The sequence below is a fragment of the Metallosphaera tengchongensis genome (assembly GCF_013343295.1).
GTDB classification, from domain to species: domain Archaea; phylum Thermoproteota; class Thermoprotei_A; order Sulfolobales; family Sulfolobaceae; genus Metallosphaera; species Metallosphaera tengchongensis.
The window spans coordinates 1930551-1947791 of the sequence record NZ_CP049074.1; the positions used below are offsets into that span (position 1 = coordinate 1930551).

General features: G+C 45.8%; 7 protein-coding genes and 1 CRISPR repeat array (1 of these 8 cut by a window edge). Of the genes, 6 read left to right on the forward strand and 1 reads right to left on the reverse strand.

Annotated features, from left to right (window positions below; all coding sequences use genetic code 11):
• Nucleotides 1-191: 191 nt before the first annotated feature.
• The 6 genes from cas1 to GWK48_RS10340 all read left to right on the forward strand — a co-directional run bounded on the left by cas1 (nucleotide 192) and on the right by GWK48_RS10340 (nucleotide 6537).
• Nucleotides 192-1106, forward strand: a complete 915-nt coding sequence (cas1, locus tag GWK48_RS10315; protein ID WP_174632032.1) for a CRISPR-associated endonuclease Cas1 — start codon at nucleotides 192-194, stop codon at nucleotides 1104-1106.
• A gap of 10 nt (nucleotides 1107-1116) precedes the next feature.
• Nucleotides 1117-1392: a CRISPR-associated endonuclease Cas2 gene (cas2, locus tag GWK48_RS10320; RefSeq protein ID WP_174632034.1), complete on the forward strand. Its 276-nt coding sequence runs from the start codon at nucleotides 1117-1119 to the stop codon at nucleotides 1390-1392.
• Between the two features lie 120 nt (nucleotides 1393-1512).
• Nucleotides 1513-2043, forward strand: coding sequence for a CRISPR-associated protein Cas4 (gene cas4, locus GWK48_RS10325; protein WP_174632036.1), 531 nt, complete (start codon nucleotides 1513-1515; stop codon nucleotides 2041-2043).
• A 973-nt stretch (nucleotides 2044-3016) separates the two neighbouring features.
• A complete protein-coding gene (locus GWK48_RS10330) occupies nucleotides 3017-5158 on the forward strand; it encodes a serine/threonine-protein kinase (RefSeq protein ID WP_174632038.1) in 2142 nt (713 codons plus the stop codon).
• A gap of 775 nt (nucleotides 5159-5933) precedes the next feature.
• Complete coding sequence (locus GWK48_RS10335; protein WP_174632040.1) at nucleotides 5934-6167, forward strand: AbrB/MazE/SpoVT family DNA-binding domain-containing protein; 234 nt, start codon at nucleotides 5934-5936, stop codon at nucleotides 6165-6167.
• Nucleotides 6145-6537 carry a PIN domain-containing protein gene (locus GWK48_RS10340; RefSeq protein ID WP_174632042.1) on the forward strand — a complete coding sequence of 131 codons (393 nt, stop codon included), beginning with the start codon at nucleotides 6145-6147 and terminating at the stop codon, nucleotides 6535-6537. Before GWK48_RS10335 ends, GWK48_RS10340 begins: the two co-directional genes overlap by 23 nt.
• A gap of 1275 nt (nucleotides 6538-7812) precedes the next feature.
• On the opposite strand, the gene csa3 is transcribed toward GWK48_RS10340, so the two are convergent.
• Complete coding sequence (gene csa3 / locus GWK48_RS10345) at nucleotides 7813-8511, reverse strand: CRISPR-associated CARF protein Csa3 (RefSeq protein ID WP_174632044.1); 699 nt, start codon at nucleotides 8509-8511, stop codon at nucleotides 7813-7815.
• A 714-nt stretch (nucleotides 8512-9225) separates the two neighbouring features.
• Nucleotides 9226-17241: a CRISPR direct-repeat array (repeat unit 24 nt; unit sequence GTTGATCTTCCATAGAGTTGAAAG) (it continues 2134 nt past the right edge of the window).

Genomic DNA, 17241 nt, shown 5'->3' on the forward strand with positions numbered 1-17241 from the left:
CAAGGCTGCATGACCCTGGGCCCTCACGGGTTAAACGGGGCCTCCAGGGGGTGGATAAGGCCTCCCCGTTCTTCACAGGGCTATCAAGTAGGTGTTACCCCTGCACGACTGGGGACCGTGGACGGGCAGCTCCGCTCACCTCTAGACCCCAAAAGAGGGACGTGCCCTAGGTCAGAGGAGGGTGTTTCCAGTTGAAGGTCCTCGTGGTCTCTCAGCACGGCTCCTACGTCACGGTGAACAAGGGGCTCTTCCTGGTCAAGGGGAAGGACAACTCCAAGTTCGAGGTCTCCCCCGCGGAGGTAGACGAGATCCTGCTCATATCCACAGCGACCATCTCAGCGAGGGCAATACAGTTGGCCCTGACCCACGCCATCGACATCTTTTTCATGAACTCCAGGGAGGACGTGTGGGGTAAGGTCATGTCCAGCTCAACTACCATGACCGTGGACACCAGGAGGTCCCAGTACGAGGCCGTGGTCCAGGGAAGAGGGGAGGAGTACGGGAGGGAGATCATCTCAGCCAAGGTAGAGAACCAGGCGTCCCACCTACTCCACTGGTCGAGACAGGGCTACAGGACTTCCCACAAGGTTCTCGACCAGTACAACGAGGCGACAGCCGCGAGGCTATACTGGCAGGATCTGGCCACCGTAGTCCCCAGGGACTTGAAGTTCCAGGGAAGGGACCACGACTCCCAGGACCAGTTCAACGTCTCCCTTAACTACTCCTACGCCATCCTATACAACAGGGTCATGAGGTACCTGACCCTCGTGGGCCTGGACCCCTACCTAGGCTTCGTCCACAAGGAGAGGTCGGGTAACGAGAGCCTTGTCTACGACTTTTCAGAGATGTTCAAGCCCCTCATAGACTTCTCCCTAGTGAAGGCGTTCAGGCAGGGTTTCAGGGTGTCACTGACCAAGGGCCTGCTGGACGGGGAGAGTAGGGCGAAGCTAGCGAGCCTGGTAATAAACGCGCTTGAGGAGAAGGTCAAGGAGAAACACGACGACCACACTAAGACCTTGAACCAGGCAATTAAGTCCCACGCCGTGAGGTTAGCCAGCGCCCTCAGAGAGAGGAGGGGCTACAGGGGCTTCAGGGCGAAGCTCTAGGGTGAAGGTATTGATGCTCTTGGTCATATACGACGTGAGCGATAACGGGAAGAGGACAAGGTTGGCGAACTCCCTGAAGAGGTACGGAATGTCCAGGATACAGAGGAGCGCCTTTAAGGGGGAGGTGGACAGCCAGAGGGTGAAGGACCTGATCAGGCTGATAAGGAGGGAGGTGGACCAGACTGACGTGGTGCACCTAGTTCCGCTGGACCCGAGGAACTGGGAGATGAGGGTGGTCATAGGGGATGAAGGGGGACGGAATGACGGCCCCGCGACGGTGGTATAGGGTGGCGTGCGAGGGATCTGGACCAGTGGGAGACCCCACTCACCCGGTCCACCCGGTGGGAGTTGTCCCCACCTTGACCTTCATGAGGCGTGGAATTCCCTTACGGAGGTGAAATAGACCGTGGAGGGACCTGGCGTCAATGTCACCGTGACTGACCTAAAGGACTTCTACCTCTGCAAGGCTATCCCGTGGATCAGGAGGAGGCTAGGGTGGAGGGAGCCGATCACCTACAGCGTGGCCATGGGGAAGGAGGGAGAGGTACCTAGGTTGGAGGGGGCGAAGTACGAGGTCCTCCTGTGGGACCCTGCCACGGCGTTGGTGGGAGTTGTCGACGCCATAACTGAGGACAGGGTCTACGAGTTCAAGAGGTTCACGAGGGGTAAGGTGGGCCACTTCAGGCTCCAGCTCTTGGCTTACGCGTACCTAGCCAACAGGAACGGGTATAAAATAAGGGAAGCAGTGCTACTGATGAACGGTGAGGAGAGGCTAAGGATCGAGGTCAACGAGAACCACTTGGGTTACGTGAGGGACTTGACCAAGAAGATAAGGGAAGAACTGTCTCTTGACAAGCCCCCCGTAGTGTACCCCTCCAAGAGGTTGTGTGAAGTGTGTCAGTACAAGAGGGTGTGCCTGTCCACACCATATTATTGAAGGGCTTCGTGGTGGAGCTAGGGTGAAGCCGCTGGAGGTCAGTACATGTTAATACCTTAATACGCCTCCCCGAGAAGCTTGCTCTGGTCTGCTTAGTCTCTAGGGTTGACGTCATGGCCAGTCGGTGTCCCTAATACCCTCCCAAGGGAGACATGCCTCTTTATCTAACTACGTAAAGCTTTCAAGGTAGCGGTTTGCGTTTAATATAATTTGTAAGACTTTAGCTTTTTTTTTTTAAAAATTAACCGTTTTAGGACTTTAAGGTAGTTACTTCCAACTTTCACAGTCCTTGACCACACATATAGATTACGTTGTAATAGACCTGCCCTTTCCACTTTAGTTTCAGGGTTGTTTGAGGGCCTACCCCACATTTCAGATAGTGTGAAATACCCAGACGTGACGACTAGACCCTTTCCACCTCCTCTAAATGGAAGAGTGGTAGCCTATTCTAGTAAAATTCATGACCCCCATCCCCACCTGTCCCATTTGTCGAGGAGCCCAGAGGGCTATACTGAACAACTTAAGGGACACCCAACCTCATAATCACAACTAGGACGATGAAAATACTTGGAACCGTTCACCCCAACTCCACTGCCATGTTTAGTACAACGATAAGGTGAGTAGTGAGGTAAAGATAAGCGATCTAGACCTCTTATCCTAGCTTTACGCAAAACAGTCGAGGTCGGTGGGGACCTTAAGCCAGCACCCCATCCCTCACCGTCCATTTTCACTAGCCCTCTAACCCACAAGTGTAGATAAAAGTGAGGGAAGCCAAACGTCCAAGGCTAAGTACAGATGGTACTAACATGTTTAGACCTCCGTCAAGTAGTTATTACGATTTTAATGTCGGATCCAGACGGGGCCTGCCCGAATTTGTATTATTTAATGAATCTTTACTTCTCCGAAACCCTTTTTAACGCCATTTCTATTGGTGACCGAAACTCTTTTTAAATGTTATTCACAAAAAATTGAGATGTCAAGCAGTTCAAGTGACAAGGGAAAAAGACTTGTAGCTTTCATAGCAGTGTTCAGTTTCATCTTTACTACCCTCTATTACCTTGTTTCGGGCCTTTTACCAGCAATAGCTAACGGTTTGACTAGGGGTGACCTTTTCAACAGCGTCCTTAGCGTCGTGAACAGTAAAAATAGCCCGATCATATATTCTAGTACTGTAGTTGACAGTAATGGGGTTGTTAAGCTCAGCCTAATTGTCTACGCTGTGTTCGAAAACCCAGTGAGCGTATTAAACCTAGCTATTTTAGGATTGCCACACGTCCCAGGAGGAGGTACTCTACTCTTCGGAGGAGGGTTAGTCAACCTGATCTCTGGGGGGATATTTGCTTACTTTTATAGGAGGTCTAAGGGAGTCCTTATATCATCAATTTCGTTAATAAGCAATAGTATTATACAAGCGTTCATCACCTCGAGAATCTCCTCTGACCCTCCCTTTTATTCGCTTTTTTCAATGTCTGAAGCTTTACTTTTCGTTGTCGGGCAAGTCATAGCAGGTACTGAGCTCTACAGAGAGAACAAGGTCAAGGCTATACTGGTCTCCTTCCCCTTCTTTTCCTTATTGAATATATTAGGCTTCGGTTGGCTGATCTCTGACGCGTTTAACGGGGCTCAGACGCACTCGTCCGGGGCGCAGCAGTACGTCCCACCTAGCACGACCCAAAACTATAACGACTATGACGCTCTGGTTGGAGCGCTGCGTAATGGGGATAGCGCTGAGGCTAGGATGTACATCTCTGAGTTGCAGGCTGACGGGTTCGCAATAGAGGACATATTGGACCAACTGGTCAACGATGGAGAGTGTAGGGGGGCAATATGGGTGATGGACAACTACACTCTAGACTTTGGAAAATTAAAAGATTCTAGTGTAGTCGACTGCATAGTCGAGGCTCGAAGAGTCCCCAAGAGTGTAGTCAGCCTTCTAGAGTCCTTGGACAAGACCAGCGTGGAAAACGCGTTAAGGTTAGCCAAGTTCATTTATTATAATACTAACTTAAGCGACAGCAGAAGGGATAAGGCCGAGGAAATACTGGTCAAGCACTCAGTAATCCAAAGAGGCAATCCTCCTGCATCTCCTCAGCCTAAACCTGGTTCTACCATGCCTACTCTCGACAGGTGGGACCCTAACCTGTGGGTCGGGAAGGAGGTCTATGGCTATACTATCGAGAGGGTTTTAGGGGTGGGCGGGACTTCTTACGTCCTGTTAGCTAAGACTGGTGATGAGCAGTACGCGATAAAGGTACCCATACTCTCTTATTCGCCTACGCAAGCTACGAAGGTAAGTAGCCTGACCTTCCAGGACATTTATAAGGAGTCCTCAAACTTACAGAGGTTGTCAGAGCATGGTAACGTTGTTAGGATATTTGGTATGTTCCTTGACATGAACTTGTTGAAAAGGGTCGAGAGGGGTGAGGTCGCGTATTATTTGTCTAACCCCCCTGCTATTGTGATGGAGTACATGGGCGGTGGGAGTTTAAGTACTCTAGTCAACGAGGATACGGTGTTCTTCTCCACCCGTTGGGTCGATGTCCTTAGGACCGTGTTCCTGAAGGTGGGTAAGGCCCTGGACTACCTCCACAAGAGTGGTTACGTCCACTTGGACGTAAAACCTCAAAACATTTTCTTTAGTAGGCCTTTGGGTGGGACCGGTGAGGAGGTCTACGACAGTCTGGTTAAAGGTCACGCTGAGGTCAAGTTAGGGGACTTGGGCTCCGCTAGGAGGGCTGGGGAGAGGGTAACGCAGTACACTGCTCAGTACTGCCCTGTTGACCAAGTCAAGGCTATGGTCCTCGGTAAGGCTGACCCGTCGATGGACGTGTACTCTTTTGGGGCCTCCCTTTACACTGCGTTGACTAGGAGGTATTTTAACCCTCAAGAGCTGGTCAAGTTGATGGACGATGCTGTAGATGACTATGCGAGAAAGGGGAGCAGTTTCTTGAGTATCTTGAGGGAGGCTGAGGAGAAGTACGCGAGATATTATAACGGTGAGTTGAGGACATCTCTCTCTAGTTACCCAGATAATTTAAGAGAGGTCATTTTGCTCGCCACTGACCCAGACCCTAATAAGAGGCCTAGGATGGGCTATATCATAAGCCTACTTTAAATACTTTTATGGAGTGATTAACTAATTTCATATTAGGTACATGACGACTTCTACAAAATAAATGACGCTCAACGACCTTACGGAGCCGGTGACGTGGGAGATGAAATAAATCAGAAAATGACGAAAGACTTTCTTTCTAGACAGAGAACTGTTAGAGGAATAAGCTCACGCTTGGACAAGAGTTGCTGAACTAGTTTATAAGTAAGCATAGCCAGCGAAGAGAAAGGGAGTTACCTCATGAACCTCTCACACAAGTCTATAGTATCCAAGGACTCAGGCCCCGTAAAAGTCCATGTACCTGAAAAAGAATTGATATATTCTAGGTCGACATCTTTGCTTAGCATGATAGCGGACCGTGACCGAAAAAATCATTTCTTCATTATACTACAGATGGCGTGGTGAAAATTAAAAAGAGAAAAGTAGAGAAACCACGTCTTAAAATTAGTGAGACCTGATCACCCTCTTCGACCCCTCTCCCTTAAGTAGAAGAATGAGAGGGGGGTTAAGGCCCCCAGGTCCCTGCCCTAAAGGGTCTTGCCGAGGTTTAAAGGGTTACTGCCCTCTGTTGCTCCTTCTGACATTAAGAGGAAATAGAAGGGCCCTTTAGCACACTTAGTCTAGGTAAGCCGTCCTTTTTATTTTATCAGCGTTAAGTGGGGTCTGCATCGCATTATTCTCGCGCAGAGATTGGTTGAAGAGTTTTACAGTTCACCGTTGTGGCTTGCACGACTTATTACTAGTAGCATTTATATATTAGTAAATTAAATAGTAGAATATGGAGAGGGTCAAGGTAACTAGGAACTACCAGATGACTATCCCCTCTACTGTAAGGGAGGCTTTAGGGATAAAAGAGGGAGACATCTTAGAGGTCTACGTCGAGGGCGATAGGATAGTGATAAAGAAGGTCAAGTCTAAGAGACCTAGGATAAGGCTCAATAGACCCGTAACCTTGGAGTATATAGAGGAGAGCGTAGAGAGAGGTATGCATGAAAGTCTTAGTGGACACTAACGTTATCATTTTTGACCTCATAGAGGACTCACAGTTCCACAGGGAGGCTGAGGAGCTACTAGACACGGCAGATACTTGGGTAATACCCTCTATAGTTATCCACGAACTGGTATGGTTCTTGAGGGCTAACAACATTGAGGACTTAGAACACGTATCTGCCTACTTAGAGGACCCAAAGGCTGAGGTCGTCTGTGATGATTATGAAGTAATAAGGAAGACATTTGAGATAATGACCAGAGAGAGGCTATCACTCTCTAGATACAACGACGTGGTTATACTCGCCCACGCTATACTTAAAAGATTACCACTCGCTACCTTTGATAAGAGGCTCTCCAGTCTAGCCAAGAAATACGGTATAACCAGCGTATAGGACTGACCCTAAAGGAGCGTACTACTGAGGTTAAGTACTCCATATGTGTTAGTACTGGCTCAACTTTGACCCCAAACACTAGCCTCAAATTTCACCCTCCTCCCTATCAATTGGTTAAAACGCTCTGAGGTGGAGGCACGTCTACAGCACGAACAGTAGTCTCACCAAAGAGGAGCAAGTCGGGCTTGAGACTTTTATCTCCTGTTCAGTAGCTTAAGCTTACAACGTAAGAGGTAGTGGGCCCAGAGCTGTGGGGTAGAAGCACTTACGTAAAGTGTAAGGTAGTCGTTTAGGAACGGACCAGTATTTTTATCGCGGGGTCTTTAACAGGTAAGACGCGACTGGCTACAGACTAAAGACTGAGGAGATCAACAATATAGGAGGGACCAGATATCGCCAGTCCGTATCGTCACGTGTCCAGCGTAGACTATAGGAGTTTTCGTCAGCTCTGGGGTTCTGGGTTCCTAGGATTTCACATAACTTGATACTTATGTTTGGGCTCCGGAGTCAAGTGAATTTTCGACTCCACCCTCCTCCCATTAGCGTGGTAACTAGACCATACAGAGGGTACCGTCTAAGCGGGGGGAACCCGCACATCTTGGGCTGTCCATATCCCAGCCTTTTGTGACGCATACCCACATCTGGCATCATCTAAAAATTTGGATGGAGTTGTCTCACCTCCTCCCCGCCCTGCGAGGGTCCCGCTGAGGTCTGAGGCGTTTTCCCCTTTACGGAGTTACTCCGTTAGAGGAGACGAGGTAGGAAACAGGTTTTTAACTTGACCACACCTCTCCTGGTCCCCAGTTCCATTCATAATTTCATTGTGTTTGAAGCTACATTAACGTCCTGTGGAGCTTATGACCTAAAGGGCAGTCGACGACTCCCTAGGCTTCCTCGCAACTACGACCTCGTGAAGAGAGTAGAGTAGGGGTGTCGTACTCCACAACTAGAGACACCTTTATGACCTACTCGTAGAGCTTGCATTCAACGGCGCCAGTTAACTAGGAAGTCCTCCATACGATGCGGTGAGAGGAGTACGACGTGACCCCGTATTGGTGTACCCCTCCTCTCCACCCCATACCACGGTCGTGTCTAGTGGGTAAGGCGGTAAGTCTAAAACTTAACTGTATTTCGAGTACCACCTCGCTATCTAGTCCAGAAATACTAGGTTTCCTCCAAGCTAGGGGTTTCCACAACGTCCCCGGGTGTAGATGGATGCCCCTAGAGGTCTCACGCGCAGGCACGCACACCCAGCGAGGCGACCCACTGACAGCCCTACCCCTTCCCTTCCCCTCCGGGACTTCCCCCAGGCTTTTTGTATTCCCCTCCCAACTTGACGACTAACAGGGCCCTACCGAGCTCCGTCAGCTCCACCCCCCTGTCCTTCCCCCTCAAGTTCAGGAGGCCCCTCTTCTTGAGCTCTGACACCCTGTTCACCACCGTCTTCTCGCTCTTCCCCAGCCCCTTAGCCAGGTCGCTGAGGGCGACCCCTTCGCCCTTCCCCACAGTCATGAGCAACCTCATGTCCTCAGCGGTGTAGTCCTCGAGTAGGCTGTAGACCTCCTCCCCCCTGACCACGACCTCGCTCCCCTCCCCGGTCTCGTTGAAGAAATACGCGACGAAGGGCCTCCTCGTGGATATAAGTGAGAGCAGTATCACTGTGTCCATCAGGCGCAGTCCTAGGCTGAGGTTGGTGTACACGAACCCCTTGCTCCTGCCCACTATCATGGCGACCTGGGAAAGGGTCTTGGGGAAGTCCCCGACCTCTATCTCCTCAACTTTGGGCTCTGGGTAGCGCATGCGGTAGCACGTAGCCCTCAAGCCCTCTATTGCGTCGGCTACCCCACCTACAACGGGCCTAGGCACTACTATGACCAGCTCGTCTTCCTTAGAGGCGTTAGTCCTAGCGAGGAGCCTTAGCATGAACGACTCGTGGAAGCCCATAGTGCTGAGGTAGGTCTTACTTTCGGTCATGCCTGAATTATAGGGACTGGAGATATAAACTTTTTGTTGAAAAAGGTGTTGGCATGTCCCTAACTATTCCCGTGGAGGAACGTCTGAGGTGGACAAGGTTGGGCCCACCTTTCAGGGGTCTTCCATTCTCTACATTAAAATAACGTTGTATTCCCAACTTTAGTTGAGAAGCGGTGGAGACAAACGGGTAGGGCTGGGACCAGGGATGGGGTTGAGAAAGAGATACGTTAATCACGGATTCCTCAAGGTAGTTAGTAAGGTGTCGTAGTCTAGAGAAGAGACAGAGATACGTTACTCAAGGACTAAGGAGATGTTCGCGTGTCTGAAGAAGACCTCTGACTCCAGCACGAGTCCTGCAGATTCCTTAGAAGTTCAGTCGGATCCCGTGACGTGAAGACCTCTGACTCCAGCACGAGAGACGTTAATTAGGGACTGAGAACCTAGCTAGCTCCCCCTCATAGTGTTTCAGTGGGAGCACGTTAATCACGGACTGTGCCAAGAAGGCCCAGGGCAGGACCTTGACAAATGGGGGCAACACAGACCTCCTTTTCCTTGGGGACCAGGAAGCCGAGAAAATAGGAGCGGGACGTAGTTGAGCTAGGTAAGTATGTCTCTGTAGTTTGTTCGCTTGACGTCTATTGGCAAGATATGAAATAAGGAAAAATTTATTATGGATAAAGTGTATAAGATAATCAGGAGGTATATAAACATTCAGTTGATCTTCCATAGAGTTGAAAGATATATTTCTCCATCCTTAGTCTTCACTACATCATAGAGTTGATCTTCCATAGAGTTGAAAGAGTCCCGTAGGCAACGCAGTTGAGCTGTTCAGCGAGCGTCTGTTGATCTTCCATAGAGTTGAAAGAAGATTGAGTATATTTTTAGTAATGAAGAGGGAAAGAAAGGTTGATCTTCCATAGAGTTGAAAGGTAGTATTAGAGTTTTATGGTAACATGTATGATTCTGTATGTTGATCTTCCATAGAGTTGAAAGAACTTCATTAAAGCTAAAACAGCAGAGGATGAGCAGTTATGCTTGTTGATCTTCCATAGAGTTGAAAGGCATCAACATAAGGCAGGCGGGTGAGAGGGACCAGTTTAGTTGATCTTCCATAGAGTTGAAAGAATTGCACGGTTGGACTTATACGTCTGTTAGAATCTAAGTTGATCTTCCATAGAGTTGAAAGCGGGTCCCGCGCGCTTTCGAGTGTGTGTCTTCTTCTGTTTGTTGATCTTCCATAGAGTTGAAAGTACCGGGCTGTCTGCAAGCTAGACTAGTAATTCAGTATACGAGTTGATCTTCCATAGAGTTGAAAGTTGGACAGAGCATCGTTACAGGTATAAACACAATTTACAGTTGATCTTCCATAGAGTTGAAAGTCCTTATTAGGACATCGTACTTATTTGCGAGAGGCAGGTAGTTGATCTTCCATAGAGTTGAAAGATGCGACGTGGACGCTTGTTTTCAGGCTCTATGAGCCCAGTTGATCTTCCATAGAGTTGAAAGCAAGATAAGGGACATCGCTAAGTCGAGGTTGTTCGACCTGTTGATCTTCCATAGAGTTGAAAGATCGGCAACTGATAGGCTAGCCACACATGAACTAACGACTGTTGATCTTCCATAGAGTTGAAAGACCAACGCACTCTTGTTCTCTCTTAACGTCATTATACTTGTTGATCTTCCATAGAGTTGAAAGCCCCTTCTACGATCAATTCAACATTTCCCCCTCGGGGAAACGTTGATCTTCCATAGAGTTGAAAGATACTTACTAGGGACGACGTAGTACTCACTTACCCCATCGTTGATCTTCCATAGAGTTGAAAGCATCATAAACTCGATCTTGTCCTTAAACTCCACCAACAAGTTGATCTTCCATAGAGTTGAAAGTTCGTTGTGGGTCGTGATGAACAGCTTCTTTTTCGCTTTGGGTTGATCTTCCATAGAGTTGAAAGGTGGAGAATCCCCACTTGAGTAGAGCCTCTCTCACATGAGTTGATCTTCCATAGAGTTGAAAGTTAAGGGAAGGGGATATTTCCCTCCTTCCTACAGGATGTTGTTGATCTTCCATAGAGTTGAAAGTTCTACACTTTTGTAGAACGTTTAGAAAACTATTTCTTTCGTGTTGATCTTCCATAGAGTTGAAAGATACGTTCAGCTATCTCAGTCAGGGTCATCTGTTCATTTGTTGATCTTCCATAGAGTTGAAAGCTAGGCCGTTGCCCATGGGGTCGTTGTAGCGATAGTGCGCGTTGATCTTCCATAGAGTTGAAAGACCCCGCATACTCCAGCGATTAGAAGGGAGGTCTTTCCTAAGTGTTGATCTTCCATAGAGTTGAAAGTTTTCTTCTCTAGCAGATCATCAACCTCAGTTTTGCTACCTTCGTTGATCTTCCATAGAGTTGAAAGTAAAGTGAAGTGAAACATGGCTTTGCAATACTATTACAGTTGATCTTCCATAGAGTTGAAAGATTGACGCACCCCTCACGATTAACCCTGTCGCGTTACCTAGTTGATCTTCCATAGAGTTGAAAGTATGTTCCAAGTCATGCTTATTTGGGTCATGAAAAGAGTGGTTGATCTTCCATAGAGTTGAAAGCTATTCCCTGGATATGTTGTAGATGATAAATTGATTCCCCAGTTGATCTTCCATAGAGTTGAAAGAGACCCAGGTCTTGTAACCAAGGTGGTGGAAACGGGGGACGTTGATCTTCCATAGAGTTGAAAGACCTCCTCCTCGATCTGGTCTAATAGCTTCTTGATCTCTTGTTGATCTTCCATAGAGTTGAAAGCTCCCTCCTCATGAGCGACCTGAGGTCACTCCAGAGTTCTGGGTTGATCTTCCATAGAGTTGAAAGTGAGGTAATAGTACTCACTACCTTCTACAGGCGAAGTTGATCTTCCATAGAGTTGAAAGAGCAAGAAGAGAAAGCCCTGCCCGATACTCAACTTAGGTGTTGATCTTCCATAGAGTTGAAAGTTTTCCTCATCACCATTCACCTCCTGAGGTCTTGAATAATTGTTGATCTTCCATAGAGTTGAAAGCTCTTCATTGATCTTCACGAAACCCATAGCTTCCAGGTCGAGTTGATCTTCCATAGAGTTGAAAGCTGCAGCGCTTGTTCCCTCTTGATAGCCAACTCTGCGATAGTTGATCTTCCATAGAGTTGAAAGTGAATATAGTAAGGTGTTGGGGCAGACAGGGAAGTATATCGTTGATCTTCCATAGAGTTGAAAGTTCCCTCACTGTTGTACTCAATTGTCACCAAATCGAATAATGTTGATCTTCCATAGAGTTGAAAGTCATGGTTAAGTTGATGATAAATTTATTAGTGCGATTTAGGTTGATCTTCCATAGAGTTGAAAGGAACTCCATGTACCTCACGTAAAAGTAGTCAGCCATAAGCCGTTGATCTTCCATAGAGTTGAAAGTCTTAAAAGTTACTCTATCAGGAATACAAAAAATATCTGTGTTGATCTTCCATAGAGTTGAAAGCCTCTAATTGTCCAAATTCCAAGATTCTCACCATCTAGTTGGTTGATCTTCCATAGAGTTGAAAGTTTCATACGGTATCCTTAAAAACTTTGCTAATTGCAACTTGTTGATCTTCCATAGAGTTGAAAGACTCAAAAAGTTGTACAGGATTAAGTATAAACTTTGACCAAGTTGATCTTCCATAGAGTTGAAAGCTGTCGTTGAAACTACGTTTGTTAAATTACCTCCGACCTCGTTTCCGTTGATCTTCCATAGAGTTGAAAGTTCAAGAAAGCTCGTGGTGGTGGTGGAGGAGGGGCAACAGTGTTGATCTTCCATAGAGTTGAAAGCTTTCTCTACGCCGAGATAGCCGTCCTGCTGTAATTTTGCGGTTGATCTTCCATAGAGTTGAAAGGTCTTATCCAGGACTGAGTATAACGAGAGAGAAAAAATCACGTTGATCTTCCATAGAGTTGAAAGGAGTCGCTGAAGCCGAGAAAGACCCCATCCTCATCCAGTAAGTGTTGATCTTCCATAGAGTTGAAAGATTGCTTTACAATCAAGAAGTTTTTGCATAAATAGAAGAAGTTGATCTTCCATAGAGTTGAAAGTACTATTCACCTGACATTGCACAGTTCTCAGCACTTTTCTAGTTGATCTTCCATAGAGTTGAAAGATTTTACTTTTCGGATCCTTCAACATTATTCTCACCACATCGTTGATCTTCCATAGAGTTGAAAGCCTAGCTGTCCTTCCCCTCCACTCGTGCCGTTTTGTTCACCACGTTGATCTTCCATAGAGTTGAAAGCCACCACCGCCGCAACCCGTTCCTCCGTTTTGACCATTTGTTGATCTTCCATAGAGTTGAAAGGACAGATAATATGGCACAAGCACAAGAAAATTGCGTTTTTAACGTTGATCTTCCATAGAGTTGAAAGATAGAGCGTTGTGGATCCTCCATCATCGGCAACACGGCTTGTTGATCTTCCATAGAGTTGAAAGGATACAACTGCGAATAACGTTACAGGTATAGTACTTGATCCAGTTGATCTTCCATAGAGTTGAAAGTTCTAGTAATCCGTTTCCTAGTCCGCTCATGTATTTCTTAGTTGATCTTCCATAGAGTTGAAAGAGCAACTCATCGTACTTGAAAAGCAAAAATTCCCCGTTGGTTGATCTTCCATAGAGTTGAAAGACCCGTTTGCTCGAAGATATAGCTACTCAATAAATCCCGAGTTGATCTTCCATAGAGTTGAAAGGAGAAGAGACTCTTATTACTGTTGATCGCCCGGGATCCTGTTGATCTTCCATAGAGTTGAAAGTTCCGCTATGCATACTGTATAATCTTCGCTACAAATCAAAGTTGATCTTCCATAGAGTTGAAAGATGAAATCGGCGCCATTCAAATTCCCAATAAGTTTTGGCATGTTGATCTTCCATAGAGTTGAAAGCTGACTAGTGGTCAACCTACTGCTACAACCCTAACATCATGTTGATCTTCCATAGAGTTGAAAGATATAAGATCCATGTTTATTATAAGGTAATATATAAAGTTGATCTTCCATAGAGTTGAAAGTTTCTCTTCGTCAGAAAGCTTCGATAAGATGTAGCGTAGGTTGATCTTCCATAGAGTTGAAAGTAAAAGCCCTCGCCGAGGTGGTGAGGGAGGCATATGAGGAGTTGATCTTCCATAGAGTTGAAAGACCTATCTACATTAGTACAATACGCTACGTACTTGGGAGTTGATCTTCCATAGAGTTGAAAGTTATATTGCAAAATGATAAATGATTCTATGATACTTACGGTTGATCTTCCATAGAGTTGAAAGGATTGTTCAGGTACCCTGCAACCAGCATTGCTATCTGGGGTTGATCTTCCATAGAGTTGAAAGGCAGATATCTCGATGACGCCGTAGCTGTCCCTCTTTATCAGTTGATCTTCCATAGAGTTGAAAGTCACTATCTTCCTGAGAAAAGCGCTTTGCTGCACGTGTTGATCTTCCATAGAGTTGAAAGTTACCTTATTTTCGACCGCCTCCCTCTGCTCCTCCTCAGGTTGATCTTCCATAGAGTTGAAAGTTCAATAAGCTCGATTATATAAGAGCAAAGTTTAATCTTCCGTTGATCTTCCATAGAGTTGAAAGTAATTAAATGTAATTTTCGTTTTATCTTTTCTCTAGTCATTAAAGTTGATCTTCCATAGAGTTGAAAGTTCCCTTGGTCTCAGATTGCATATGTAGGGATAAGAGGTGTTGATCTTCCATAGAGTTGAAAGAGCAATGACCGAAATAGACTTCAAGGCTAAGTACTGGTCCCGTTGATCTTCCATAGAGTTGAAAGCTTTTTTGTGTACACCAATCAAAGAATTCAGCAATTTTGCCCTGTTGATCTTCCATAGAGTTGAAAGCTCGTCTTTTAGATATCTGAACACGTCTTCAGTCGACCAGTTGATCTTCCATAGAGTTGAAAGAGTCCTGCTCCAAACATTATGCTGGTACCTCCTGCTCCTCGTTGATCTTCCATAGAGTTGAAAGAAACTGAGGATAAAGGCGCCCGCGATCGTCCCTAGCAGCAGTTGATCTTCCATAGAGTTGAAAGCTACCTCCTTCAAACATTGCTCAAACCGCGCATTAGTATCGTTGATCTTCCATAGAGTTGAAAGAGCTGGCAGGGAAGATGGTAAATCTAACATCGATAGATCTCAGTTGATCTTCCATAGAGTTGAAAGACCCCTCATCAAGAGGTCGAGGCTCACCTCTAAAGAGAAGGTTGATCTTCCATAGAGTTGAAAGCTGACGGATTTCTTCTACGTGACAAGAGAGAAAAAGAAGTTGATCTTCCATAGAGTTGAAAGACAGATAAAACCCAAAAATATTACAGAGAACTAGGCACCTAGTTGATCTTCCATAGAGTTGAAAGACCCCCGTCGCCTTAACTGCTACAGCTGGGATCTGCCCAGCGTTGATCTTCCATAGAGTTGAAAGGACTTCCTCGTCGTCCTTTAACACGTAAGTCCTCTTTATTCCGTTGATCTTCCATAGAGTTGAAAGATTTCAGCAGGAACACAAATTCTAGTTCAAAATGTTAAGTTGATCTTCCATAGAGTTGAAAGCTTGATTAGTCCATTTATTTGTATTCAGAGAGGTTCCAGCGTTGATCTTCCATAGAGTTGAAAGCAGGCATCTGGATCTACTACGAGGTCTCAATGTACAAGGTTGATCTTCCATAGAGTTGAAAGCATTGAGTTAAGTAAATGTGTCCAGTCTGCCATACCATTGTGTTGATCTTCCATAGAGTTGAAAGCCTCGACAGCTTCTGGGTCTTCTTCCTCCTCGTCCCACTCGTTGATCTTCCATAGAGTTGAAAGGGTGAAGGAACAGAGAAGAAGAAGAGGGCAGAGATGCCACGTTGATCTTCCATAGAGTTGAAAGGTTATAGTTCATATAATAATGTATCACAACCAAACCAAGTTGATCTTCCATAGAGTTGAAAGCTGTCTCAGGAACTTCTGTATTTAACAAAAATCTATCACTGTTGATCTTCCATAGAGTTGAAAGTCTTTTTACCTGCCTTATCTTTCTGAATCTGAAGAGTTTGTTGATCTTCCATAGAGTTGAAAGATATAGTAAGTGCATATTTAACAAAGTCTGGTAACGAATTGGTTGATCTTCCATAGAGTTGAAAGAAAGGTGAAGGACAAGATGGTAGAGCGATGAGACCGAAGGTTGATCTTCCATAGAGTTGAAAGCTACCGCCACCTGCGGAAATAGTCGTTGAACCTATTGTAATGTTGATCTTCCATAGAGTTGAAAGCTTATCAATGCTTGTTTTGCTTTCTGATCGCCTAGAAGCGTTGATCTTCCATAGAGTTGAAAGCCTCGAAAAGTCCTGTCAGCTCTTTCCATCGACAAGGATCGTTGATCTTCCATAGAGTTGAAAGTTTGACCTTCGGCTGGAGCATTATAACGGGCATCATCTAAGTTGATCTTCCATAGAGTTGAAAGAAGCCCGTGAGGGAGTAACTACGGACACCCAAGCTCCAGTTGATCTTCCATAGAGTTGAAAGCTATTATAAGGAGGCGAATGCAGATGGACGCTGATGAAATCCGTTGATCTTCCATAGAGTTGAAAGTGGTTACCAATTTGAGGCAATATGCAACGGACGGTAACGTGTTGATCTTCCATAGAGTTGAAAGAACGCCTCAGGCTCTCTTTCCAACGTCCACAAGAATACCGTTGATCTTCCATAGAGTTGAAAGAGCGTCTGATGCGCAAGTGATGGAGCGCACTAGAGAGGATGTTGATCTTCCATAGAGTTGAAAGTTGAAACCATACCATGTATTTGTATTACCTGTATATGCAATTCGTTGATCTTCCATAGAGTTGAAAGAACATGACACAGATCGTGGAGGCCAGTGGGGGCATGAGCACCACGTTGATCTTCCATAGAGTTGAAAGATTGCCTGGCTCGTTGACATGCCCAACGCGACCCAGGTGTTGATCTTCCATAGAGTTGAAAGTTATCTTGGCTAAAAGACTTAAAAGGATGAGAAAGAGATGTTGATCTTCCATAGAGTTGAAAGAGCCTCTGTTGGGGGAATCCTGAGTTCATTGATCTGTTGGGTTGATCTTCCATAGAGTTGAAAGAGTAGCCCCCACTCCATGGCCCAACTTCTGCCCCCTCGGTTGATCTTCCATAGAGTTGAAAGCATCCCAATACATCTCTTTCACCACGGAAAGATTTTTAGTTGATCTTCCATAGAGTTGAAAGTTCTGCCAGTTCACCCACTCATAGAAATTATACGTCCCATTTGTTGATCTTCCATAGAGTTGAAAGTTTAGGGTGATGTTCTTCAAGTCTCTCTGTCAAGAGACCAGTTGATCTTCCATAGAGTTGAAAGCTTGGGTTTCGCTAACGTCATGGAAATATTCGACAAGTTGTTGATCTTCCATAGAGTTGAAAGGTCTATTAAAACTGGTATTATAATAATCTTCTGCATGAAAAGTTGATCTTCCATAGAGTTGAAAGTTCAAGAACAAGTTTAACGTGAAGGCTATCATAACTGTTGATCTTCCATAGAGTTGAAAGTTCGCGGTTTGTGTTATGTTACCAATCGTTACTGAACTGTTGATCTTCCATAGAGTTGAAAGCAAGTTTCAACTTTTACCAACTCCTCTCTCAAATGTCCTAAGTTGATCTTCCATAGAGTTGAAAGATTTCTCATATCACTTTACCTTCCTAGTCCTGTTCCTAGTGTT

Bases quoted from the DNA above. Each gene is read 5' to 3' on its own strand.
- GWK48_RS10330 (WP_174632038.1), top strand. From the start codon at position 3,017: ATGTCAAGCAGTTCAAGTGACAAGGGAAAAAGACTTGTAGCTTTCATA.
- GWK48_RS10335 (WP_174632040.1), top strand. From the start codon at position 5,934: ATGGAGAGGGTCAAGGTAACTAGGAACTACCAGATGACTATCCCCTCT.
- GWK48_RS10340 (WP_174632042.1), top strand. From the start codon at position 6,145: ATGAAAGTCTTAGTGGACACTAACGTTATCATTTTTGACCTCATAGAG.
- csa3 (WP_174632044.1), bottom strand. From the start codon at position 8,511: ATGACCGAAAGTAAGACCTACCTCAGCACTATGGGCTTCCACGAGTCG.